This is a genomic window from Actinomadura sp. HBU206391 (genome assembly GCF_014323665.1).
Classification (GTDB): domain Bacteria; phylum Actinomycetota; class Actinomycetes; order Streptosporangiales; family Streptosporangiaceae; genus Actinomadura_C.
In genome coordinates this window covers 1-22,134 of the sequence record NZ_JABVEB010000033.1, presented here as the reverse complement: position 1 = coordinate 22,134, position 22,134 = coordinate 1, and the positions used below count along the sequence as shown (strand labels likewise).

Genomic DNA, 22,134 nt, shown 5'->3' with positions numbered 1-22,134 from the left:
GCAAACTCACGACCGCATCCGCGCTCCGCGCCGACCGGGCGTAGGTTCCCTGTCGCCCTATGTGATCCTAAGCGGTTTCGTCCGCGGTCACATCCGATTTTATGCCATGTGGACGAGAAGGACCCTATACTCATGGCGTCCTAATATCTAACTTGACCACTAGAGCTTTTTGAGTCTGTTCGCGGGAGTTCTGCGGCGAGGGTCGAGGGAGGCACGAGATGGAACTGCTGACTGTGACCGGCCGGGCCGACGGCCCGCGCACCGTGATCACACTGACCGGGGAACTGCAGTTCAGTACCGTGGAGCTGGCCGAGCAGAGCATCCTCCAGGTCCGCGAAGAGCACGGCGAGCACTTGGTGTTCGATCTGGAACGGCTGAGGTTCCTGGACTCGATGGGCCTGCGCACGGTGCTGAGGTTCTACCTGGCCGCCGAAGGCCGCGGCGGGAGCGCCGCCCTCGCCGGCCCCCTGGTCCCCCGCGTGGCCCGGGTCCTACAGGTAACCGGCCTCCTCCAGCGTCTCACCTTGCATCCCACCCTCGCCGACGCCCTGGCGGTCCCGTTGCCGGACGGGACCGCCATCCATGAATCCTCCAGCGACCCGATCACCTGAACACCTGAACACCGACCGCTGATCTGAGGGCCTCCGTGACGATCGTTGGCCCGGCAGTACCCTGACGGGCCTGCCGGGCCAACGATCGGGCGCCCACAGGACCCGCACTCCCGGTCAGGGCTCACCCGTTAGGCATGCACGGTGGTCACCGGGGGTCGCTGCGTGCCATCTGGGCGTCCCGGAGCTCCGCGTGCATCTCCCAGGGCGCCTGCGGGAGGACATGTCCGGTCTCGAGGAGGGACTTGAGGTTGGCCAGCACGGCCGGCCATCCGGCGGAGATCGCGTCGTAGTCGGCTTGGTCGGCCAGCTTCTCATGGGTGACGGTGAGCCGGACGATCTCGCCGTAGGGCTCGATCTCGAACGTGACCTGCGCCGGCTCGGCGAAGGTCATCACCAGCCGCTTGGGCGGCACGGTCTCCAGTACCGTACCGACGACGTCGGCGATGCCCGAACCGTCCGTGCGTCGGTGCTCCCAGGTCGAACCGACCTGCCAGTCCGAGATGTTGCTGTGCCCCCAGTACTCGGCGGTGAGTTCGGCGTCGGTCAACGCGTGCCAGACCTTCTCCGGCGTGCTCTCGATGTAGGTGACGTACACAAAAGTCGGCTTGTCGGCCATGTCATGCTCCTCTGCTCGTCGCCTCAGGTCGCTCAGGGCCCGAAGACGCGGACGCTCGAACTTGTCGATCCACCGTTCCTGGATCTCGTGAAGAGGAACGGGGTTGAGGTAGTGCAACTTCTCCCGCCCCCGCCGGACCGTGCTGATCAGGTTGGCGGCCTCCAGGACGGCCACGTGCTGCGTGACCGACTGACGCGCCATGTCGAGGTGCGCGCACAGCTCGCCCAACGTCTGCCCGTTGTGCTCGTGCAGCCTGTCCAGCAGGTACCGCCGCGTCTGGTCGGCCAGCGCCTTGAACACCTTGTCCATCTCTGCGGTCACGCGCAGCATTATGCAGGTAAATACCTGCATAATGTCAAGCCGCTGTCGGCGGCACCCTCGTCGCCCCCGGCACCGAGGTCGTCCGGCGTACGCGGTCGCGCGCCCGGGTCGCTGAATTAGTCTCGGTGCGTTGTCGAATTCCGGCGTACGGCGGCGTCATCACTTCGACCGCGCCGTACCGACGGCGCCCGGAGAAGGGGACGATGTCATGGAGTACGCACTGCTGATCTACGGCGACGAGAAGGCTTGGGCGTCGCGTGACGAGGATCAGATCCGCGAGAACAACGCGAGGCACGAACGTTTCGCGACGATGCTGGCGGAGCGGGACGCGATGCGCGGCGGCAAGGAGCTGGCACTCGCCGGCTCGGCGACCACCCTGCGGCACCAGGGCGACGACGTGAGCATCACGGACGGCCCGTTCGCCGAGACCACCGAGGTGCTCGGCGGCTTCTACCTGATCGAGGCGCCCGACCTCGACGCGGCGATGGCGCTGGCCAAGGCGCTGCCCGAGCTGGTGGTCGAGATCCGGCCGATCGTGCCGATGCGCGAGAGCGGTAGTTGAACTCGCAGGACGCGGTCGAGCAGGCGTACCGGGAGCACTGGTCGCGCCTGCTCGCCCTGCTCGTGACGCGGCTGCGCCGATTCGACCTCGCCGAGGACGGCCTGCAGGACGCATTCGTCGCCGCGGCCCGGACTTGGCCGGGACAGGGCGTGCCGGACCGCCCGGCGGCCTGGCTGCTGACCGCCGCGCATCGCCGCGCACTCGACAGGTTGCGCCGGGAGGAGAACGACCGACGGCGGCTGCCGCTGCTCGTGACCGGCACGGTGCATGAGGATCCCGACCCGGATGCCATCGCGGACGAGCGGCTGCGGCTGCTCTTCGCCTGCTGCCACCCCGCCTTGTCCGCCGACGCACGCGCGGCGCTGACGCTGCGCTTCGGAGCCGGCCTGAAGACGGCCGAGATCGCGCGTCTGTTCCTGGTGCCCGAGCCCACGATGGCCGCCAGGCTGACAAGGGCCAAGGCCAAGATGGCGCAGGCCGGCATCCCGCTGCGCCGGCCGACGGCCGACGACTTGCCCGCGCGGCTCGGCGTCATGCTGAAGGTCGTCTACCTGCTGTTCACGGAGGGATATCGTGCGACCGCCGGCCCTGAGCTGCAGCGACCGCGACTGGCCGCCGAGGCGATCCGGCTCGGCTACCTTCTCGGCGAGCTGCTGCCGGGCGAGGACGAGATCCTCGCCCTGCTCGCGCTGATGATCCTGCAGCACGCCCGCCGCGACGCCCGCCTCGACGACAACGGCCGGTTGGTCCTGTTGCCCGACCAGGACCGGGCGAAGTGGCACCACGACGAGATCGACCGCGGCCTGGATCTGCTGCGCAGGCTGGGACCGCCGTCCGGCGACTACCACCTCCAGGCACTGATCGCCGCCGAGCACAGCACGGCCGGGGCCACGGACTGGCCGCGCGTCGCCCAGCTGTACGCCGAGCTGGAGCGCCGCACCGGCTCGCCGGTCGTCCGCCTGAACCGGGCGGTCGCGGCCGCGGAGGCCGGGTCGCCGGAGGCGGCGCTGAGCCTCCTCGATGGACTGGACGAGGCCCTGCCCGTGAACCACCTGGTCCCCTCAGTGCGGGCGGAGCTGCTGTGCAAGCTGGGCAGGCACGCCGAGGCGGGTGCCGCGTTCGACGCCGCACTGCGGCTGGTGCGCACCGATGCCGAAGGCACCCACCTGCAACGGCGCCGCGCCGAGTCCCTGCCGAGGGCCCGATAGCCCGGCTCGAACAGGCCGCCGCATCGACACCGTTCGGCCGGCCGAGACACGCGTAACGTCGACCGACACCGGGTCTCGCATTCGATAACATGTTCGAGTAGTGTTCTGTGCCGTGCAGCTGTATAACGAGCCGATCGAGATCACCGAGACGACGCCCGCCGGAACGCCGAGGACTGTGCAATGGCGGGGCGGCCGCCTGCACGTCCGTGGAGTCCGTGAGGTCTGGCAGGTACCCGGCGAGGGCCGACTGTACCGGGTCGGCGTCACCGTCGACGGGCAACTCGGCATCGCCGAGATCGCTCAGCAGGGCAGCACCGGCACCTGGAGACTCCGCCACCTATGGGTATGAAACCAGGCGCCTTTCTTACCCGGACCAGAGTGCGGGCCTGATCACGCTTCCGGCGCGTGCGCGAGGGGAGCCAGGACCAGGTCGGTCACGCTCTGGACCGCTCGCCGGTCGCCGTCGAGGCGTAGATCGCCGCATTGCACGGCCTCTGCCACGCTGGTCCGGCCGGCACAAATGGCTCGGAGGGTGGCGACGTCGGCGGTGAGCGTGGCGTCGGGTTGGTCAACGGTGCCGCGCCTGATCTGCAGAAGACCATCGGCGACTTCCGCGACATAGGTGGCGCCGTCGATGAGGAACTCGTAGATGCCCTGCAGCTCGCCTGCCCTCGCCTGGTCGAAACCGGCCATGAGGCTGAGCATGAGTGAGTCAATGCCGAGTTCACCGTCGGGCGGCAGCGGGGCCTGACTTCCCCAACCGCCGAGTTGGAGCAGGATGGGTTCCAGTTTGCGGCCCCACGGGGTGAGCTCGTAGAGGCGGACCCGTGTCGGCGCGCCCAAGTCTCGCCGGTGGACGACACCGCGCTCGATCAGCTCGACAAGGCGCTGGCTCAGCACATTCGGACTGACACCGGGCAGGCCGCCGAGCAGGTCGTTGAACCGCTTGGGGCCGAGCAGGAGGTCACGCACCACCAGCAGCGCCCACCGTTCACCAATGACATCCAGACCCCGGGCCACGCCGCACGGATCTCCATAGCTACGCCTACCGCTCATGGCTCCATCCTATCGAAGGACTCCTTATTTAGGAGCATAACTTGCCTTTTAGGAGTTACTCCTCTAGCTTGGCCGCCATGACCTTCTCGAACAGCGAGACGATGGATCTGCCGCAAGGCGACGTGAGATTGCTGAACACCCCCACGGCGCAACGCCTGCTCACCGCCCCACTGGTGGCGCACCTGGCCTACACCGGGAAGGACCGGATGCCGCGACTGATTCCGGTCAACTTCCTGTGGACCGGCGACGAACTGGTCATCGGCGCGTTCGACGGCACGTACAAGATCCGGGACCTGCGGAATCACCCCGAGGTGGCGGTCTGCATCGACACCGCCGACGGCCCCCCGCAGGTACTCATGCTGCGCGGAAGGGTAGTGATGAGCGAGGTCGATGGCGTGCTCCCGGAGTACGCGACCATCCAGCGCGCAGGAATGGGCGAGGAGGCGGCGAACGCCTACCTGCGAGCGATCGACCAGCCTGGCCTGCGGATGGTCCGGATCGGCCTGCGCCCGAACTGGGTCGCGGTCCTCGACTTCCAGCAGCAGCGGTTGCCGGGGCGCACACCCGAACCCGTCCGGGCCGCCCTCGGCGCCGACCGATGAACGAATGCACACCCGAAAGAGGACCGCGAATGGGCAAGATCATTGTCACGATGTGGATCACTCTCGACGGGTACGTCGCCGGGCCGCAGGACGAGATGGACTGGCTGCTGGTCGACGAGCGGCTACGGAGGTACGAGCAGGAACTCGTGGAAGGCTCCGCCTGCCTGTTGCTGGGCCGGACCACGCACGCCGACTTCGCCGGCTACTGGCCGGAGGCCGCTCAGAACCCGGATGAATCAGATGAGCTGCGCAGATATGCCCGCCGGGTCGACGCCATGAACAAGATCGTCGTCTCCACCTCGGGAAACACGGCAGCGTGGAAGAACACCCGACGCCTGGAACGCATCGATCCCGAGGAGATCAACGAGCTCAAGCGCAGCTCCGACGGGAACATTGTGGTTTATGGCAGCCTCAGCGTGATCCGGTCACTCACCGAACACGGCCTCGTCGACGAGTTCCATCTCCTGGTACACCCCGTGTTCCTCCGCCAAGGCAAGGCGCTGCTCGATGGCGACCGATCGCCTGAGAGGCTGAGTCTGGTGTCGGCCGAGCCCTTCCCCTCCGGAGTCATCCTGATGAGATACCGGCCGATCGACGAAAATCCGGCCGCCTTCTGAGTCCGCCCGACCTGTGCGATGACCAAGAGGCTTGAGGCGAGGCGATTCAACTCGCCAGTTTCACGCCTTCCTCACATGCCTCCATGAAGGCGGCCTTGCCCGCAGGGAACTTGCCGCCCTTGTCAACACCCTCCTTGTAGGACATGGCGCAGAAACCGGCAGGAGGGCCCTTTTCCCCGAAGGACGCGGACATCCCCGCGGCCATCTGGGCCATTTCCTTGCGGGTGTACTTCTTCCCATTGGGATCGATCATGATCACTTGGGAGCCGCTCGCCTTGGGACGTGAAGCCGGGCTCGCGCCGGGTGATGAGACGCCCTCGGAGGGCGAGGCCTGTGCCGGAACGGAGAAATCCCCGTTCGCGATCGGTGATGTGCCGGCCGAAGCCGACGACTTGTCCCCCGCGCCGTCGCCGCAGGCTGCCGCTCCCAGCGACACGATGCCCAGTGACGCGGCGGCCAGCAGAGTTGCGATGTTCTTGATGACTATCCCCTTTGCACCCCGGCCAATAACCTGGCAGACAGACCCTAACAGAACAATCCCACTAAACCCTCTAATACGACCAACTGCGACCACACGGCCTCAGCTCAAACGCTCGGCATCCCGCCCATAGAGTCTCCGGGCGACCGGGTGATGGTTCAACCGCAATGCCAGAGCTTGAGGCAACGCCGGCCTCGCTGGGGCTTCGGTTGGCTATAATCCCACTTACTACCGAAATGCTCGATTAGTTCCGGTTCTATCTGCTTGAGGATCGCAGCGCGTCCCCCACCTTCGCCTATCCGCACCTTCTCGGCATCGGTGAGCACCCGGCCCTTCTCGGCAGCGGCCGCCTCTGCCTGCTAGACGGCCTTCGCATAGCCCGTGTCGTCACTGCGGTACCGCCATCCTGCCCGGTCTGCCCCGGCCCGCGCTGGTCCGTGGCCGCCGACTGCCCCCAGGCCGACACCATGGCGATGGTCACATTCCGCTGCCCGGCTGTTCGCCCTCTCAGGGGCTAGTCGCCGGTGTGGTGGCTCAGCAGGTCTCCGGGCTGGCAGTCCAGCGCTTGGCACAGAGCGCTGAGAGTGGAGAACCTGATCGCCTTCGCGTGGCCGTTCTTCAGGATCGACAGGTTCACGATGGTGATCCCCACCTGGCGCGACAGTTCGGTGAGCGTCATGCCGCGCTCCTCCAGCACGGCATCGAGATGAACCTCGATGCCGTGCTGGTCGTTGCCGGCGGGCATCAGATGGTGCCCGCGAGGTCTTCCCGCATGATGGCGCCACGGCGTACGACCTCGGCAACCACGATCAACCCCATCCCGCCTAGCAGTGCCTCGAACGGAAGCCGGAACTGGAACAGAAAACTGCCGTCGCTGGTGACCGCCGCCAAGGTCAGCCCCTGGATCGCCGACTCGGTCACCGACGCGGCCAGAACGCCGATGACCAGGAACCAGCCGAGGAACCGGAGCCGGCGAGCGGTCGCCGCAGTGAACGGATCACTGTGCCGCACTTCTCGGACGAGTCTCAGCAGCAGTACGAAGAACGTGGCGTACACCAGTCGACGGGGCAACCCGGACAGCACGGCGAGCGTGAACTGCCACGGCGTCGGCCGATCAAGGATCACCGGCAGCGTCCCGTGCTGCGAGAGGTAGGTGTCGGTGACGAGCGCGGGCGGCCTGCGGTCGAATCCGTCAAGGGAGTCGACCGGTATCGGTGCCGAAGCGTGGATGTCGCGCGTGTCGTTCACGCTCTGAACCATATAGAGCATGGAGAAGCCCAGCCGGATGAGGTAGAACGCGATCGCGATGGCCAATGAGATGACGAGCAGGGTCTGCAACCAGCGCAGCGAGTCCCAGCGCGATGTCGACATGGCCGTGGGCGAAGCGGGTTCGGTCATGTCCGTCCTCCAAGTTCAGCGGTCGATTGGCACGGCCAAGAATGGCGTAATACTGGTGATGTCCGCTCGGCGGAACGCGCCCGGTCCGCAGCCACGTCGGACCAGGGGTCACGCGCCGGTGGATGACGGCGCGTGACCCTCGCGCGATCGGTCCACCGGCCTCCTAACGAAAACTGATCAGGTCATTGCCGCGGATGATGTAGAAGTAGACCACTCCCACGATCGTGCCGATCACCGCCACCGCCATTGCCCATATGCCGACTTTCCGATCACCCTCGATACCGCGTGAGGCGAGGATGATGGCCAGCAGCCCGGTCACAATGGGCGCGAGTACTGTCGCGAGGAGACCGAGCACGATGGCCGCCACATTACGCAGGCGGGCGGGCATGCTGTAGTTCCTGGTCGGCTCCTGAGATACGGTCATGACTACTGCCTCCCTTTCCTCAATATGGACGGCGTACCCCTCAGATTTATCGACAAACGATAAGTCGAGAAGGTTCTGAATTCTGCAGACCTGGGTGCGGTGAGGGCAGCGCCCGGCGGGAGGCCCGGCCTGGGCTCGCCGACCGCCGCCCAAGGCCGGGTCATCACCGGCGTCCCCTTCGCCGTAACCGCGGGTCCGTGCCGACGGGAGAAGCTCATGGCCCTTGACCGCCGTCGGTCACATGGCCGCCGGACAGCGGTTTCGTCAGGCTCGGTCGGTGCCGGCCTGGCGATGGTCGCGGGCGTCACCTTGCCGGCGGGTCAGTGCGGGAGCCGCCGGATTTTTGCCACATTGTGGGATTCCTATGGTCTGGTTTCGCTCCATGCTTTGTAAGAGATGATCACTTCACCCTTTGGGGGTCTGGTTTCCATCTCGAATCGGCAGTCTCTGCGGGGTCGGATCACGCTGGTGGCCGGCATGCTCGCCGCCCTGGTCTGCGCAATCGTCGGGATGCTCGTGATCGTCGACGTGCACAACAGGGAAGTCCATGACAGGCAGGCACAGATCACCGAGTCCATCGACCGGATGCAGAACCACATCAAACAACGCGCGTTTCCCAGCACGCTGGCCCCGAGCGGGGACGAAGCGGTCCAGGTCCTGAACCCGCAGGGACAGATCGTCACCGCGACCCGGCAGGTCGCCGGCAAACCGCCGATGGCCGCCTTCAAGCCGGTCGGCGACCGCCTCCGCACCAAACGGACGCTGTGTCCTCCCGCCGGTCTGGAAGGTTGCATGACCGTAGTGGCCTACAAGATCTCCCAGCCCGACGGTGAATGGATGGTCTACGCCGCGCTTCCCGTCGTCCCCTGGTACGCCGACTCCACCCTCGTGATCTTCTTGGCCGTCATGACCCTGCTGATCACCGCGATGATGACCATGGGCGTCTACCGGGCGGTCGGCAGGACGCTGGCGCCGATAGAGGCCATCCGGGCCGAGATGGACGAGATCACGGCCACCGACATCCACCGGCGGGTCCCCGTGCCCACGAGCCAGGACGAGATCGGGATCCTCGCCACCAGCGTGAACACCACGCTCAACCGGCTCGATACTGCTTACTCGCAACTACGACGCTTCACCGCCGACGCCTCACACGAGGTCCGCAGCCCGCTCACCGCGATCCGCGCCCAGGTGGAAGAAGCGCTGATGTACCCCAACGACACCGACTGGCCGCAGATGGGGCAGGCCGTGCTGGCCGCGACCGAGCGGCTACAAGAGCTGGTGAACGACCTGCTGCTCCTCGCCCGCCTGGACGCGGGCGCCGCCCTCCCACTCGTTCCGACCGACCTGACATCGATAGTGGAGCCCGAGCTCGATCGCCGCACCTCCGCGGTGACCGTCATCAGGGATCTGCAGCAGGGCGTGCTCGCACGGTGCGACCCGGAACGGATCACCCGTCTGCTGTCCAACCTGCTGGACAACGCCGAACGCCATGCCACCTCGCAGATCAAGGTCAGCGTGCGAGGCGATGAGGACTCAGTGGTGGTGGAGGTGACCGACGACGGCGCCGGAATCCACGCCGAGGCGCGCGAGATGGTCTTCAAGCGCTTCACCCGGCTGGACACCGCCCGCGACAGAGACGCCGGCGGCAGCGGGCTGGGATTGGCGATAGCCCGCCAGATCGCCGAGGTGCACGGCGGCACCCTGACCATCGAGGACAGCGAACAAGGGACCCGATTCGTACTGCGACTGCCCCGTGGGGGTCCTACGGGGGCCGGATGATGCCCGGCGATGGCGGTGGGTACAGGTGACCCGACTCTCGCGGCCAGGAGCACATTGTCATCGAGAGCGGGCCCGGCATCGACCGCGGTCAGCTGACGGCGGTCCTCGGCTAACGGCCGGCGCCATGCTCGGGTGCATGGTCGGACTGCAGCGCCAGCAGGTTGTCCTCCAGTCGTTGCACCACCCTGAGGGCGGCCTGCTGTTCCTCGGTGCTCATCTGGCCGACGGTGAGCCGTTCGAGATGATCCCAGATGCGTTCGACCTGTCCGCGCAGGACGAGGCTGGCCGGGGTGGGCTCGACCCGGGTGGCCCGGCCGTCGTCCGGATCAGGGATGCGGCGGACGTAGCCGGTGCGCTCGAGGCGCTGGACGGTCCGGGTCATGCTGGCCGAGTCGGTGCCGAACTCGGTGGCGAGGTCGGCCTGCCGCTGCGAGCCGGACTCCCATAGGCGCATCATCAGCAGTTCCTGGCCGGGGTGCAGGCCGACCTCTCGGAGCAGTTGGCCGGCGAGCATGCGGTGGGTCTTGGCGAGCCGGAAGATGGCGTGGCTGATCGGGCCTCCGGCGGCGGCACCCGGCCTCCTGCGGTCGCTTGAAGGATCGTCTGCACCCATGGCCGCCAGATTACCTGTCCCGGTCTATGTGACCTGAATCACTCTATCGCCAGGCAATATTTCGAGCCGCTCGAGTATTTACCTGTGCAGAACAGCTAATTTGGCGACATGGGCAGGAGCCGAGACAGTGACCACCGCATTCGAGCCCGTCACAGTGGGCCGGTACACGACCCGCAATCGACTGGTGATGGCGCCGATGACGCGCAACCGCGCGTACGGGCCGGGGGCCGGCCCGACCGAGCTGATGGCGACCTACTACGGCCAGCGCGCCTCCGCCGGGCTGATCATCACCGAGGGAACGCAGCCTTCGCCGGTCGGCCAGGGCTACCCGAACACGCCGGGGCTGCACACGGCAGAGCAGGTCGAGGCGTGGAGGCGGGTGACCGCCGCGGTGCACCGGCAGGGCGGGTTGATCTTCGCGCAGCTGATGCACACCGGCCGGATCGGCCACCCCAGCCTGTACGAGGAGGAGCTGACGCCGGTCGGTGCGTCACCGGTGAAGGCCGCCGGGACGGTGTTCACCATGAAGGGCCCGAAGGAGTTCGTCACCCCGTTGCCGCTGGACAGTGCGGGGATCACCGAAACCGTCGACGACTTCGTGTCGTCGGCGCGCAACGCGATCGAGGCGGGGTTCGACGGGGTGGAGCTGCACGGAGCCAACGGCTACCTGCTGCACCAGTTCCTGTCCACGAACGCCAACCGGCGTGACGACGAGTGGGGCGGCAGCATCGAGGGACGGATCCGCCTCACCGTCGAGGTCACGAGGGCCGTTGCGGACGCGGTCGGCGCCGACCGGGTCGGGCTTCGGATCTCGCCGGCCAACCCGTTCAACGACATCGTCGAGGACGACCACCGTGACACCTACCTCGCGCTGGTCGACGTACTCAACCGGCTGGGCCCGGCCTACCTGCACATCGCCGAGGGACCCGACACGGAGTTCACCGGCCTGCTGCGGGAGCGGTGGGGCGGGACGTTGATCCTCAACCCGTTCACACCCGGCGGGTACACAGGACCGGAGGCGCTGAAGCTCATCGAGACGGGCGAGGCGGACCTGGTGTCCTTCGGCGCCCTGTTCATGGCCAACCCGGACCTGCCCCGACGGCTGCGGGCCGGCGGGCCCTTCAACACCCCCGACTACACCAAGGCCTATGGCGGCGAGCACGACGGCTACACCGACTACCCGACCCTGAACGCCTAGAAGGAGCCACTCATGAAGGCCATCACATTCGACACGTTCGGCGGACCTGAGGTGCTGCACGTGGCCGAGGTGCCGCTGCCCGTGCCCGGTCCGGGCCAGATCCGCATCCAGGTCCGCGCGGCCGGGGTGAACCCGCTCGACGGAAAGATCCGCAGCGGCGCCATGAAAGCGGTGTTCCCCACCCCGTTGCCCGCAGTGCTCGGCATCGACGTCGCCGGTGTCGTGGACGCCCTCGGCGACGGGATCACCGATGTCGCCGTCGGCGACCGCGTCGTCGGATGGGCCGACGCACCGGCCGGCTCGTACGGTGAGTACGCCCTCGCCGGCGCGTACACCCCGCTGCCCGACGGGCTGGACTTCCCGGCCGCGGTCACGCTGCCGGTGGCCGGGGAGACCGCGGCCCGCAGCCTGAACCTGCTGAAGGTCGGCGACGGGGACACCCTGCTCGTCCACGGCGCGAGCGGCGCGGTCGGTCAGGTCACCGTCCAGCTCGCGGTCGAACGCGGCGCGACCGTCATCGGCACCGCCGGCGCGGCCAACCAGGAACGTGTTCGCGCGCTCGGCGCCTCCCCGACCGTGTACGGCCCGGGACTGGTCGAACGGGTACACGCCCTCGCCCCGAACGGCGTCGACGCAGTGCTCGACATCGCCGGCAAGGGTGCTCTGCCGGACTCGATCGAGCTGCGGGGCGGTATCGACCGCATCGTCACCCTGGCCGACTTCGCCGCGCAGCGCCTCGGTGTCGTCTTCTCCGCCGGCCCGCCGGAGAATTCGGCCGACGACCTCGGCACGCTCGCCGACCGGCTCGTCCGCGGCCGGCTGATCACCACCGTCGCCGGGATTTACCCGTTCGCGGAGGCCGAGCAGGCCCACCGGGTCAGCGACGGCGGACACGCCGGCGGCAAGGTGGTCCTGATCCCCTGAATCGACTCCCGCAACGACGACCGGCCCGGGACCGGGACACCCCGGGCCGGAACGGTCGCTTCTGCGATCCGAAGACCTTGGTTTGAGCCGAGCCCTGATCTGAGTTTTGGTCATGACATCGACGGATACATCCCAGTTGAGCCCCCTTATTCGGTCCGCCACGACGAAGGGGAAACCGATGGCACCGCATCGCCGACCGGACCGGATGGTGGCCGCTCCCGACCGGGTCCAGGAACTCCTGATCGAGGCGGCCTGCTCACGCCGCCGATTCCTCGTCGCCTCGGCGGCGGGCACCGCGGGGACGTTCGTCCTCGCAGGAACGCCGGCCGGCGCCGTCATGACCGTAGGACAACCGTCCACCAAGACGAACCTCGTCGTCCAGCCGACACCGTCCATGTATTTCATCAGTCGCGGCAGTGGCTCGATTGAAATGAAATGGGGCCCGGTCCGGGAGTATGGAGACACCGTTCCGAGCGACCGGTTCTATATCCACAACCGGGCGCGTTCACCGCGCATCGACCGCCGGACATGGCGGCTAAAGCTCACCGGCGACGCGATCACGCGCCCCCGCTCGTTCACCTACGAGGACTTACTCGCGCTTCCGCAGGTGACGTTGCGCCGCACACTCGACTGCGGCGCCAACTGCGCCGCGTTCTTCCCCAGGCTCCCGCCGTCCGGCAGCGATGGCCAGTGGCTGCCGGTCGGCTGGACACAGTGGCATTTCGGCGCGGTGGGCGCCGCCGAATGGACGGGGGTACGGGCCAGGGACGTGCTCGCCGCCGCCGGAGCCGACCGCCCCGTCGACGTGAAGTTCACCGGCCTGGACGACATCCCCTATCCCAGTGGGAACGTCCACTATTCGCAGGTCATCCCCGCTGACAAGGTCCTCAAGGACGACACGCTGCTGGTGTATCGCATGAACGGGTCGGACCTGCCCGCCGACCACGGTTATCCGCTGCGTCTCCTGACCTCCGGCTGGGGCGCCAACACCGCCGTCAAGTGGCTCGGTGAGATCGAGGCGTCGACGAGCCGCATTCCCGCGTCGGGTCCGCAGGCGAACCAGTTGCTCATCGGACCCGACTATCCCCAGCCCATCCGTCCGACCGTCGGCCGCGTCCGCAGCGCCTTCGAGATCGACGAGGACGCCCAGGGAATCGAGCCCGGCGACATCACACTGCACGGGCGCGCCTGGTCCGGCGCAGGGGCCATCGATCGTGTCGACGTCGCCGTGGAGAAGCTCGTCGCGCCCGGCCGATGGGTCTCGGAGGTCCCATGGCGTGCGGCGAAGCTGCTGAGCACGCCGGAACCCCTCATGTGGGTGCGCTTCGAGATGCCATGGCCGGGAGTGAAGGCAGGGCAGTACCGGGTGATGTCCCGCGCCAGAGACGAGGCCGGAAACATCCAGCCTCGCCCCGAGGACGTCAAGTGGAATCAACACTCACTTGGTTATAACGGGCATGCTCCCCTCAACGTGGTCGTGCTGCCGGGCAGCGACATGCCGTAGACGGCTGTCGCATCACCCGGCGGACCGGCGGCTCAGTCGAGGGGACGGCACATGTCGTCAGCCCCGTGCACGGCCGTCGGCTCTGGAGGCTGACCGGCGGCTCGTCGAACTCTGCTCCCCGCCGACAGGCGTGTAGGCGGCCAGGACCGTCTCGGAGATGAAGCGCGGGGCATCTGCCCGGTCCAGCCGCCCGGCGGCCAGGTCCGCTGCCGCTCCCTTGATGATGTGGTGCAGGACGCCGGCCAACCAGCTCGCCGGGAGGTCTTCGCGGAAGACTCCTTCGGCTTGACCTCGGCCGATCAGGTCGCCGACGCGCTGCTCAGGTTTGGCGTGAAGATCATGCACCCGTCCGGCGGGCAGGATCTTCTGCGCGGCCTCGAGGACGGCACTCGACTGGGCGGTCAGTAGCCAGCTCGACTCGATCAGGGCACGCAGCGACTCACGAGGGTCGCCCGTGAGGTCCAGCCCCTCCAGAACTTCGTCTCCTCTGTCGAGGAGTCGCGTCAGTGCGGCCTCGACCAGGGCGTCCCTGGACGGGAAGTGCCCGTACAGAGTCACTCGGCCGACCCCTGCCGCCTGCGCGATCTCGATCACGCTGGCGTCGGAGTTCCGGCTCAGGCAGGCGACCGCCGCCTCGAGGATCTTCTCCACGTTGTGCTGGGCGTCCGCCCTCCGGGCCGGCTTGCTCACTGAGCGAGACATACAACCCCTCAAGCCGAACAGCCATGTATGAGTTACAGTATCGGACGTAACTCGAACATGCCTGTACGACTTAAGCCGAAGGGGCCGAAAGTCATGACCGAACCCATGGCCTCCATCAATCCGACCCGCAGTCCCGACCCACGACGCTGGAAGATCCTCGGACTTGTCGGCATCGCACAGCTGATGCTGATCCTGGATGTCACCGTCGTCGCGATCGCCCTGCCCCACATGGGTGCAGAGCTCGGGCTGGAGCGCGAGACGCTCACGTGGGTGGTGAGCGGTTACACCCTTGCCTTCGGCGGCCTGCTCCTTCTCGGGGGCCGCGCCGCTGATCTGTTCGGCGCCCGTCGCCTCGTGCTCGCGGGGTTGCTGCTGTTCGCCACGTCATCGCTGGTCGCGGGCCTGGCGGCCTCCGGGCCGATGCTCTTGGGAGGACGTGTCGCACAGGGGTTTGCCGCAGCCATTCTTTCCCCGGCCGCACTGTCGCTGATCGTCACCATCTTCGAGGGCGAGGAGCGGAACAAGGCCCTCGGAATCTGGTCTGCGTTGGGCGGCAGCGGAGCCGCTCTGGGGGTTCTCCTCGGCGGACTCCTCACGGCCGGCCCGGGTTGGCCCTGGGTCTTCTACATCAACGTCCCGGTGGGGCTCGTGCTGCTTCTCACCCTCCGGATGCAGCTCAGGCCGCAGCCGCGCACGACAGCGAGGAGCCGGCTCGACGTATCGGGCGCGGTATTGGTGACCGCAGCCACCGGAACCCTGACCTACACTCTGATCAGGGCCGGAGACCAAGGGTGGGCCACCCTGACGACCGCGCTTCTCTTCACGGCTGCGGTGATCCTCTATGTGGCCTTCGTGGCCCGTCAGCGCTTGGCCGCGAGCCCGCTCATGGATGTGAGACTGCTGATCCGCCGCCCGGTCGCGACCGGGACGTTGTTGATCCTCGTGGCCACGGCGTTGATGATCATGGTCTTCTTCCTCGGCACGTTCTACCTGCAGGACCATCGCGGATACGATCCGCTCGTCACCGGCCTGCTCTTCCTCCCCGTAGCGCTGGCGACCATGGTCGGGGCGAACGCGGCAGGTCGCGTCATCGGTCGCACGGGACCTCGATCTCTCGGAGTGCTCGGGCTTCTCCTCGCTGCCGCCGGCATGGCGATCCCCGCGCTGTGGGGCGGGACCACGGCCATGGTGCTCGGCGTTGGACTCGCCGCCGCCGGCACCGGAGTCGTATTCGTGGTCGCTTCCGCCACGGCACTAGGGCAGATCGAACCGCACGAAGCCGGCCTGGCATCGGGAATCGTCAGCACCTTCCACGAGTTCGGCGCCTCGCTCGGCGCGGCTGTCGTGTCGAGCATGGCCGCAGCGAGCATCGCCGGAACCGATGCCGCAGGCTTCTCGCGTGGCTTCGCCACAGGTGCGATCGTCGCCGTCGCGGCCGCTCTCCTGGCGTTCATCATCACGCCGAACCCACGCTCCGAGTAATTCGTCTGAGCATCGGCCCAGCGGGGGGTGATGTACTAAGAGCAGCTGGGGATCACGGTCAAATATCGGTCGGGCGACGGCAACGCCTACGACGAAGATGACAGAGTCATCCCGCTCGACCGGACGATGGATCCCGCCGCGAGGGACGAGTATGTCGCTCGCATCCTTGGAGACTTCACCAAGCAATCCAGCAAGGGCGGACCTAATGTAGACGATCTCTCGCGCGACGAATACATCAACCAAAGGCTTGAACGCGTGACGAACTTTTATGCTGCACAGGCAGAATATAATCTCTTGCGACAAAACGCCGATGACGCATACGCCGAAATCCTTGCGGCCCGCGAGGCCGCGGGCCGGCAGGCGGTCCAAAACGCGGTGACCACGAGTCTCGGGCAAGAATGGGACGCCGCTCAGAGCGCTGATCGCCGTACGCCGCTACGGTGGGGTGATGACCGAGAAGCCCGCAGAGCAGCAGGCTGGGCACCGGGAATCGGCGTACTTGGGGATTGCGGCCTCCCAGGATCGGGCGATGAGGTCAGCTGATACCCGTCTGGGAGGGTGATGCCGATGGCTCGCGGAGGTCATCCGTTGTTCGCGCGCGTTTGGGCGCGCGCGAGCGTGACGCTCGAACGCGGGGTCGCCCGCCATCGCCACGAGTTGCTCGCCGGTCTGTCCGGGCGGGTCATCGAGATCGGAGCGGGCAACGGCCTGGGCTTCGCCCACTACCCGGAGGGGGTCACCGGCATCGTCGCGGTAGAACCCGAGGGCCACCTGCGGCGACTCGCCGAGCGGGCCGCCGAGCGGGCATCGGTTCCGATCGAGGTCGTCGACGGGGTGGCCGAACGACTCCCGGCCGATGACCGCTCCTGTGACGCCGCGGTCACCTCGCTGGTGCTCTGCTCGGTCCCCGACCAGGGCGCGGCGCTCGCCGAGATCGTGCGAGTCCTGCGTCCTGGCGGGCAACTGCGGTTCTTCGAACATGTCCGCGCCACATCCGCGCTGGCCTACCGCGTGCAACGATCGCTGGACGCCACCGTGTGGCCAGTGCTGGCAGGCGGATGTCACACCGCCCGTGACACGACGGCCGCGATCGAGCACGCGGGATTCGTCACCGAACGCCTGACGCGGCTCCGCTACGCCGACACAGGAATCTCCTTCCCGGCATCCCCGCAGATCCTCGGCACCGCCACCCGCCCGCCTACGACAGCCAACCCGGAAGCGGCCACGTCATCGCCATGAATGTGTGGCCGCTCAGAAGTAACGGCTGAACAGGTAGCCCGCCGGCCAGGTCGTCACGGCATTCGAGCATTCCACCATTATGTTCTCGAGGAGGCCTGGAACATCCGCGGCACGGTCGAGCTGATTCACCGCAGGCATACGCCACAGCGACCGAACGTGACGACCCATTCGAATCTGGAGGAGCGCCCATGCAGCGCTTCAATACCTGAAGTCGGCCTTGCGCCAATATGGCGGGAGGCTGTCTTTCTCGTGCCTGCTGCGCCCAAAGGGGCAGTCGCGACACTCTGGCAGCAACGTCAAGTATGGACATATCGTGTTTTGGGCGATTTTGTCCAGGGGATGGCGTAAGCGGACGACGCGGTATGTGGCTATTTGGGCATTAGGTTCAATGATGTACCTATTGTCCGTGCGGTGTGACGGTCGATGTCGCCCGATGACCGCCGGGCCCGTGCTGCGCACGCACGAATTCCAGCCTTCATGGCTCGAATTCTCCAAGGAGGTAGTCCTGTGGGAATTCTGAAGGGCACGCCGCTCGCCCTCTCCGGCCTGCTCCTCGCCGGAGTGTCGGCCCTAACGTGGGGTGCGGCCGCACCTGCGGCCGCGGCGTCCACCACCACGGTCAGCGCACAAAGCGTCAACCTGCCCTCGTGGGGTGGCCGGGGCCACTGCGGCCACCGTGGCCACCACCGCTGCTTCGTGCGCTTCAACAGCTGCTGCGACGACTGCTGCGACGACTTCGATGACTTCGACGACTGCGACGACGACTTCTGACAGTGGGGCGACAGGAATGGCGCTGGTGACGGCGCCGAACACGAGGGGGTGATCCGGCGCCTGACCGCATGGCACGTCATTACGGACGGGGGTCCCGCGCCGGGAGATGCGGGATCCCCGGACCGTTGGGAATGCGGCGAAATGGGCTGGTGGTTGTGTCGACCATAAAAGCAGTTGCACTGGAGAAGTACGGCTCACCCGACGACCTCCGCCTCGTCGACCTCCCCGAGCCCAAGGTGGCACCGGGCGAAGTGCTGATCCGGGTGAAGGCCGCAGGCGTGAATCCCGTCGACTGGAAGCTGGCCGCCGGGTATCTCGATGCGATCATGGAGGTCCGCTTCCCGTTGATATCGGGTTGGGATGTGGCGGGGGTCGTCGAACGTGTCGGCCCCGACGCCGGAGAGTTCGCCGTCGGCGATGAGGTCTACGGCTACGTACGCAAGGACTGGGCACAGAACGGCGCCTACGCCGAGTTCGTCTCCGCGGGCGTGCGGATGCTGGCGAAGAAGCCGGCCTCCCTGAGCTGGGAACAGGCCGCTGGGGTGCCACTGGCCGGACTCACCGCGTACCAGTCGATCAAGCGCGTGGGCATCACGGCGGGTGACACCGTGCTGATCCACGCCGCGGCCGGCGGTGTCGGGTCGTTCGGTGTGCAGATCGCCGTGGCGCTCGGCGCCCGCGTGATCGGCACGGCGAGCGAGCGCAACCACGACTTCCTGCGCTACCTGGGCGCCGAACCCGTCGCCTACGGGGACGGATTGACGGAGCGGGTACGCCACTTGGCGCCGGAAGGCGTCGATGCCGCCCTCGACTTCATCGGCGGTGATGCGCTGGAGGTGTCCCTGCCGTTGGTCCGGCAGTCCGACCGGGTGGCATCGATCACCACGGACGAGGTCGTAGAGCACGGCGGCCACTACGTGTGGGTGCGCCCGGACTCGGCGGATCTGACGGCGCTCGCGGAACTCGCGGAACTCGCGGACGCGGGCAAGCTCACGACGCATGTGGACCGGACACTGCCGCTCGCTGAGGCGGCCGAAGCGTGGCGCCTGAGCGCGTCGGGGAAGACTCGCGGAAAGATCGTCCTGACCATCTGACCGCCGCCCCCACCAGCGCATCCAGGGCGGCCGTACGGTCTGTGGCTCGGGGGCGGCCACACGGCCCACCCCGCGCGCGCTCCGGATCGTCAGGTGAGGCTGTCGTACAGCGCATGGGTGCGATGGGCGATCCGGGACCACGAGAAATGGTCGATGGTTCGCCTGCGACCCGCCTTTCCCATGACGGCGGCCCGCTCCGGTTCGGCGATCAGGGTGTTGACGCGGTCGGCCAGATCGGCGACGAAGCGGCCGGGGTCGCCCGGCGTCCCGGTGCCGTCGGCGGCCTGCTCGATCGGCACGAGCAGACCCGTCTCGCCATCGGCGACGACCTCGGGAATGCCTCCGGTCGCCGTGGCCACGACGGGCGCTTCGCAGGCCATGGCCTCCAGGTTGACGATCCCCATGGGCTCGTAGATCGACGGGCAGACGAAGACACTGGCGTGGGTGAGGAGTTGCACGACATCGGGCCGGGGCAGCATCCGCGTGATCCAGATGACGCCGTCGCGGTCCTCTCGCAGGCCGCCGACCAGAGTCTCGACCTCGGCGGCGATCTCGGGGGTGTCGGGCGCTCCGGCGCACAGCACGAGTTGGACGGCGGGGTCGAAGGACCGGGCCGCCCGCAGCAGATAGGGCAGCCCCTTCTGCCGGGTGATGCGCCCGACGAACACGACCGACGGGCGGCCGGGGTCCACGCCGAGCCGGGTGAGCACGTCGGTGCCGTGGTCGGGGGCGTACTCCGCCGTGTCGATTCCGTTGTGCAGGACCGTTACCCGATCCGGGTCGACGTCCGGATAGCAATCGAGCACGTCACGGCGCATGCCCTCGGACACGGCCACGATCGCGTCGGCCCCCAGGATCGCCGTGCGTTCCGCCCATGACGAGATCGCGTAGCCCCCGCCGAGCTGCTCGGCCTTCCAGGGTCTCAGCGGCTCGAGGCTGTGGGTGGTGATGATGTGCGGAATCCCGTGCAACAGCTTCGCGACATGACCCGCCAGGTTGGCGTACCAGGTGTGGCTGTGGACCAGGTCCGCGCCTTCGGTGGCGGCCGCCATCTCCAGGTCGACGCCCAGGACCTGTAGGGCGGCGTTCGCCGTTTCCAGGCCACCGGGGACCCGATATCCGGTGACGCCCGGCTCCTGCCGGTCCGCGCCGAAACAGTGGACCCTGACGTCGCAGATGACGCGCAGCTCGCGGGCCAGATATTCGACGTGCACGCCCGCTCCTCCGTACACCTCCGGCGGATATTCACGGCTGAGCAGGTCTGCGCGCATGTTCGTCAGCGTAGTGCGAAATAGGTATTTTCGTCTGTTCTCGGGATGGACAAGGCGGCTATGGTCACGTCATGGCGAGACCTGAGGTGCTGTCGATGGTGCTGGCCGGCGGCGAGGGAAAGCGGCTGTTGCCGCTGACGGCCGACCGGGCCAAGCCGGCCGTGCCGTTCGGGGGAATGTACCGGCTGATCGACTTCGTCCTGTCCAACCTGGCGAACGCCGGCTACCTCAAGATCGTCGTACTCACGCAGTACAAGAGCCACAGCCTGGACCGGCACGTGTCCTGGACCTGGCGGATGTCGACGCTGCTCGGCAACTACGTCACGCCGGTCCCGGCCCAGCAACGCCTCGGCCCGCGCTGGTTCGCCGGTTCGGCCGACGCGATCCTGCAGAACCTCAACCTCATCGAGGACGAGCGCCCCGACCACGTCGTCGTGTTCGGCGCCGACCACATCTACCGCATGGATCCGCGCCAGATGGTGGACCAGCACCTCGACTCGGGTGCCGGCGTCACCATCGCCGCGATCCGTCAGCCGCTGGCGCTCGCCGACCAGTTCGGCGTCATCGAGACCGGTCCGGACGGCGTCAGCGTCTCCGCGTTCCGCGAGAAGCCCACGGACGCCACTGGCCTGTCCGACGCCCCCGACCAGATCTACGCCTCGATGGGCAACTACGTGTTCGACACCAAGGTGCTCATCGACATCGTGAAACAGGACTCGCTCGACCCGTCGAGCAAGCACGACGTGGGCGGAGATCTCATCCCCAAGCTGGTCAGGGCCGGATGCGCACAGGTCTATGACTTCGCCGACAACCGGGTACCCGGTTCAACGGACCGCGACCGCGGGTACTGGCGTGACGTCGGCACCCTCGACGCCTTCTACGAGGCGCACATGGATCTCATCTCGGTGCATCCGATCTTCAATCTCTACAACCGGGAATGGCCCATCTACACGGGTCATGCCCCTCTGCCGCCGGCCAAGTTCGTCTTCAACGAGGAGGGCCGGCGCGGCTATGCGACCGACTCGATGATCTCTCCCGGCGTCATCCTCTCCGGCGGAACGGCCGAGAGATCGGTCCTGTCCCCGGCCGTCCACCTGGACGTGGGCGCGGCGGTGTGCGACTCCGTGCTCATGGACGGTGTACGGGTGGGGCGCGGCGCCGTCGTACGACACGCCATCATCGACAAGAACGTCATCGTCCCCGACGGGGCCGAGATCGGTGTCGACATGGCCCGTGACAAGGAACGCTTCACCGTCACCCCGAGCGGAGTCCGGGTCATCGAGAAGAACCAGATCATTCCGGGCTGAGCCGACCATCGCGGCCCGCGGATGACGCCTGGGTCTAGACGTCTAGGCGGGCGCCGCGTGTGGCGCCCGCCGATGCGGCCACCACGCACAGCACCGCGATCCACTGCGACCAGTGCAGCGACTCCTGGAGCACGATGAGGCCGATGAGGGCCGCCATCGCCGGTTCGAGGCTCATCAGGATGCCGAACACGCGCGGTGGGATCTTGCGTAGTGCTTCCAGATCCAGCGAGTACGGGATCACCGACGACAACAGTGCCACGCCGAGCCCCGCAACCAGCACCCACGGCTGAATCAGCGCCGTTCCGCTGTCGGCCACGCCGAATGGCACAGCCACCAGTGCCGCGACGGTCATTCCCA

25 protein-coding genes are annotated in these 22,134 nt (G+C 67.3%); 15 read left to right on the top strand and 10 right to left on the bottom strand.

The features are described 5' to 3' along the window. Positions 1-218 precede the first annotated feature (218 nt). Positions 219-611, top strand: a complete 393-nt coding sequence (locus HKK72_RS13920; RefSeq protein WP_187234759.1) for an STAS domain-containing protein — start codon at positions 219-221, stop codon at positions 609-611. A 145-nt stretch (positions 612-756) separates the two neighbouring features. Here the strand turns inward: HKK72_RS13920 and HKK72_RS13915 are convergent, their stop codons facing one another. Further along, positions 757-1,548, bottom strand: a complete 792-nt coding sequence (locus HKK72_RS13915) for a metalloregulator ArsR/SmtB family transcription factor (protein ID WP_315987234.1) — start codon at positions 1,546-1,548, stop codon at positions 757-759. 130 nt (positions 1,549-1,678) lie between these two features. On the opposite strand from HKK72_RS13915, the gene HKK72_RS13910 reads away from it, so the two are divergent. The 3 genes from HKK72_RS13910 (at position 1,679) to HKK72_RS13900 (ending at position 3,667) form a co-directional block, all read left to right on the top strand. Further along, on the top strand, positions 1,679-2,110 hold the full coding sequence (locus HKK72_RS13910) for a YciI family protein (protein WP_222720677.1): 432 nt from the start codon (positions 1,679-1,681) through the stop codon (positions 2,108-2,110). After that, positions 2,107-3,318 carry an RNA polymerase sigma factor gene (locus tag HKK72_RS13905; protein ID WP_187234758.1) on the top strand — a complete coding sequence of 404 codons (1,212 nt, stop codon included), beginning with the start codon at positions 2,107-2,109 and terminating at the stop codon, positions 3,316-3,318. Before HKK72_RS13910 ends, HKK72_RS13905 begins: the two co-directional genes overlap by 4 nt. Before the next feature lie 112 nt (positions 3,319-3,430). Further along, positions 3,431-3,667 (top strand): hypothetical protein, encoded by a 237-nt coding sequence (locus HKK72_RS13900; RefSeq protein ID WP_187234757.1) that lies wholly within the window; start codon positions 3,431-3,433, stop codon positions 3,665-3,667. 41 nt (positions 3,668-3,708) lie between these two features. On the opposite strand, the gene HKK72_RS13895 is transcribed toward HKK72_RS13900, so the two are convergent. Continuing rightward, positions 3,709-4,374 (bottom strand): winged helix-turn-helix transcriptional regulator, encoded by a 666-nt coding sequence (locus HKK72_RS13895; protein WP_187234756.1) that lies wholly within the window; start codon positions 4,372-4,374, stop codon positions 3,709-3,711. A gap of 77 nt (positions 4,375-4,451) precedes the next feature. Here HKK72_RS13895 and HKK72_RS13890 point away from each other — a divergent pair, with 77 nt between their 5' ends. Beyond that, on the top strand, positions 4,452-4,976 hold the full coding sequence (locus tag HKK72_RS13890) for a pyridoxamine 5'-phosphate oxidase family protein (RefSeq protein WP_222720676.1): 525 nt from the start codon (positions 4,452-4,454) through the stop codon (positions 4,974-4,976). A 29-nt stretch (positions 4,977-5,005) separates the two neighbouring features. Then, positions 5,006-5,593: a dihydrofolate reductase family protein gene (locus HKK72_RS13885; protein WP_187234755.1), complete on the top strand. Its 588-nt coding sequence runs from the start codon at positions 5,006-5,008 to the stop codon at positions 5,591-5,593. 46 nt (positions 5,594-5,639) lie between these two features. Here the strand turns inward: HKK72_RS13885 and HKK72_RS13880 are convergent, their stop codons facing one another. From HKK72_RS13880 to HKK72_RS13865, 4 genes are all read right to left on the bottom strand, one after another. Beyond that, positions 5,640-6,029: a hypothetical protein gene (locus HKK72_RS13880; protein WP_187234754.1), complete on the bottom strand. Its 390-nt coding sequence runs from the start codon at positions 6,027-6,029 to the stop codon at positions 5,640-5,642. 556 nt (positions 6,030-6,585) lie between these two features. After that, positions 6,586-6,816, bottom strand: coding sequence for a helix-turn-helix domain-containing protein (locus HKK72_RS13875; protein ID WP_187234753.1), 231 nt, complete (start codon positions 6,814-6,816; stop codon positions 6,586-6,588). Continuing rightward, a complete protein-coding gene (locus tag HKK72_RS13870; protein ID WP_187234752.1) occupies positions 6,816-7,469 on the bottom strand; it encodes a DUF2975 domain-containing protein in 654 nt (217 codons plus the stop codon). The genes HKK72_RS13875 and HKK72_RS13870 overlap by 1 nt, the downstream gene beginning before the upstream one ends. A gap of 163 nt (positions 7,470-7,632) precedes the next feature. Continuing rightward, positions 7,633-7,893, bottom strand: coding sequence for a hypothetical protein (locus HKK72_RS13865; protein ID WP_187234751.1), 261 nt, complete (start codon positions 7,891-7,893; stop codon positions 7,633-7,635). 477 nt (positions 7,894-8,370) lie between these two features. Between HKK72_RS13865 and HKK72_RS13860 the strand changes: the two genes are divergently transcribed. Beyond that, a complete protein-coding gene (locus HKK72_RS13860) occupies positions 8,371-9,672 on the top strand; it encodes a sensor histidine kinase (RefSeq protein ID WP_261986804.1) in 1,302 nt (433 codons plus the stop codon). 109 nt (positions 9,673-9,781) lie between these two features. Here the strand turns inward: HKK72_RS13860 and HKK72_RS13855 are convergent, their stop codons facing one another. Then, positions 9,782-10,285 (bottom strand): MarR family winged helix-turn-helix transcriptional regulator, encoded by a 504-nt coding sequence (locus HKK72_RS13855; protein ID WP_187234750.1) that lies wholly within the window; start codon positions 10,283-10,285, stop codon positions 9,782-9,784. Positions 10,286-10,412: 127 nt separating this feature from the next. On the opposite strand from HKK72_RS13855, the gene HKK72_RS13850 reads away from it, so the two are divergent. From HKK72_RS13850 to HKK72_RS13840, 3 genes are all read left to right on the top strand, one after another. Continuing rightward, positions 10,413-11,483: an alkene reductase gene (locus HKK72_RS13850; protein WP_187234749.1), complete on the top strand. Its 1,071-nt coding sequence runs from the start codon at positions 10,413-10,415 to the stop codon at positions 11,481-11,483. A gap of 12 nt (positions 11,484-11,495) precedes the next feature. Further along, positions 11,496-12,407 carry an NADP-dependent oxidoreductase gene (locus HKK72_RS13845; protein WP_187234748.1) on the top strand — a complete coding sequence of 304 codons (912 nt, stop codon included), beginning with the start codon at positions 11,496-11,498 and terminating at the stop codon, positions 12,405-12,407. A 178-nt stretch (positions 12,408-12,585) separates the two neighbouring features. Then, positions 12,586-13,911, top strand: a complete 1,326-nt coding sequence (locus HKK72_RS13840) for a molybdopterin-dependent oxidoreductase (protein WP_187234747.1) — start codon at positions 12,586-12,588, stop codon at positions 13,909-13,911. Between the two features lie 57 nt (positions 13,912-13,968). Here HKK72_RS13840 and HKK72_RS13835 read toward each other — a convergent pair whose 3' ends face one another. Further along, the gene (locus tag HKK72_RS13835; RefSeq protein WP_315987233.1) at positions 13,969-14,601 is read right to left on the bottom strand and encodes a TetR/AcrR family transcriptional regulator; all 633 of its coding nucleotides are present in this window, start codon (positions 14,599-14,601) and stop codon (positions 13,969-13,971) included. 105 nt (positions 14,602-14,706) lie between these two features. Between HKK72_RS13835 and HKK72_RS13830 the strand changes: the two genes are divergently transcribed. The 4 genes from HKK72_RS13830 to HKK72_RS13815 all read left to right on the top strand — a co-directional run bounded on the left by HKK72_RS13830 (position 14,707) and on the right by HKK72_RS13815 (position 19,199). Beyond that, complete coding sequence (locus tag HKK72_RS13830) at positions 14,707-16,095, top strand: MFS transporter (RefSeq protein WP_187234745.1); 1,389 nt, start codon at positions 14,707-14,709, stop codon at positions 16,093-16,095. 588 nt (positions 16,096-16,683) lie between these two features. Next, complete coding sequence (locus HKK72_RS13825) at positions 16,684-17,334, top strand: class I SAM-dependent methyltransferase (protein ID WP_222720673.1); 651 nt, start codon at positions 16,684-16,686, stop codon at positions 17,332-17,334. 507 nt (positions 17,335-17,841) lie between these two features. Continuing rightward, complete coding sequence (locus HKK72_RS13820) at positions 17,842-18,105, top strand: hypothetical protein (RefSeq protein WP_187234743.1); 264 nt, start codon at positions 17,842-17,844, stop codon at positions 18,103-18,105. A 164-nt stretch (positions 18,106-18,269) separates the two neighbouring features. Next, the gene (locus HKK72_RS13815; RefSeq protein ID WP_187234786.1) at positions 18,270-19,199 is read left to right on the top strand and encodes an NADP-dependent oxidoreductase; all 930 of its coding nucleotides are present in this window, start codon (positions 18,270-18,272) and stop codon (positions 19,197-19,199) included. A gap of 89 nt (positions 19,200-19,288) precedes the next feature. Here the strand turns inward: HKK72_RS13815 and glgA are convergent, their stop codons facing one another. Then, positions 19,289-20,470, bottom strand: a complete 1,182-nt coding sequence (gene glgA, locus HKK72_RS13810; RefSeq protein WP_187234742.1) for a glycogen synthase — start codon at positions 20,468-20,470, stop codon at positions 19,289-19,291. A 71-nt stretch (positions 20,471-20,541) separates the two neighbouring features. On the opposite strand from glgA, the gene glgC reads away from it, so the two are divergent. Further along, complete coding sequence (gene glgC / locus HKK72_RS13805) at positions 20,542-21,777, top strand: glucose-1-phosphate adenylyltransferase (protein ID WP_187234741.1); 1,236 nt, start codon at positions 20,542-20,544, stop codon at positions 21,775-21,777. A 34-nt stretch (positions 21,778-21,811) separates the two neighbouring features. Here glgC and HKK72_RS13800 read toward each other — a convergent pair. Beyond that, the coding region (locus HKK72_RS13800; RefSeq protein ID WP_187234740.1) for an EamA family transporter at positions 21,812-22,134 on the bottom strand (323 nt) is incomplete at its 5' end.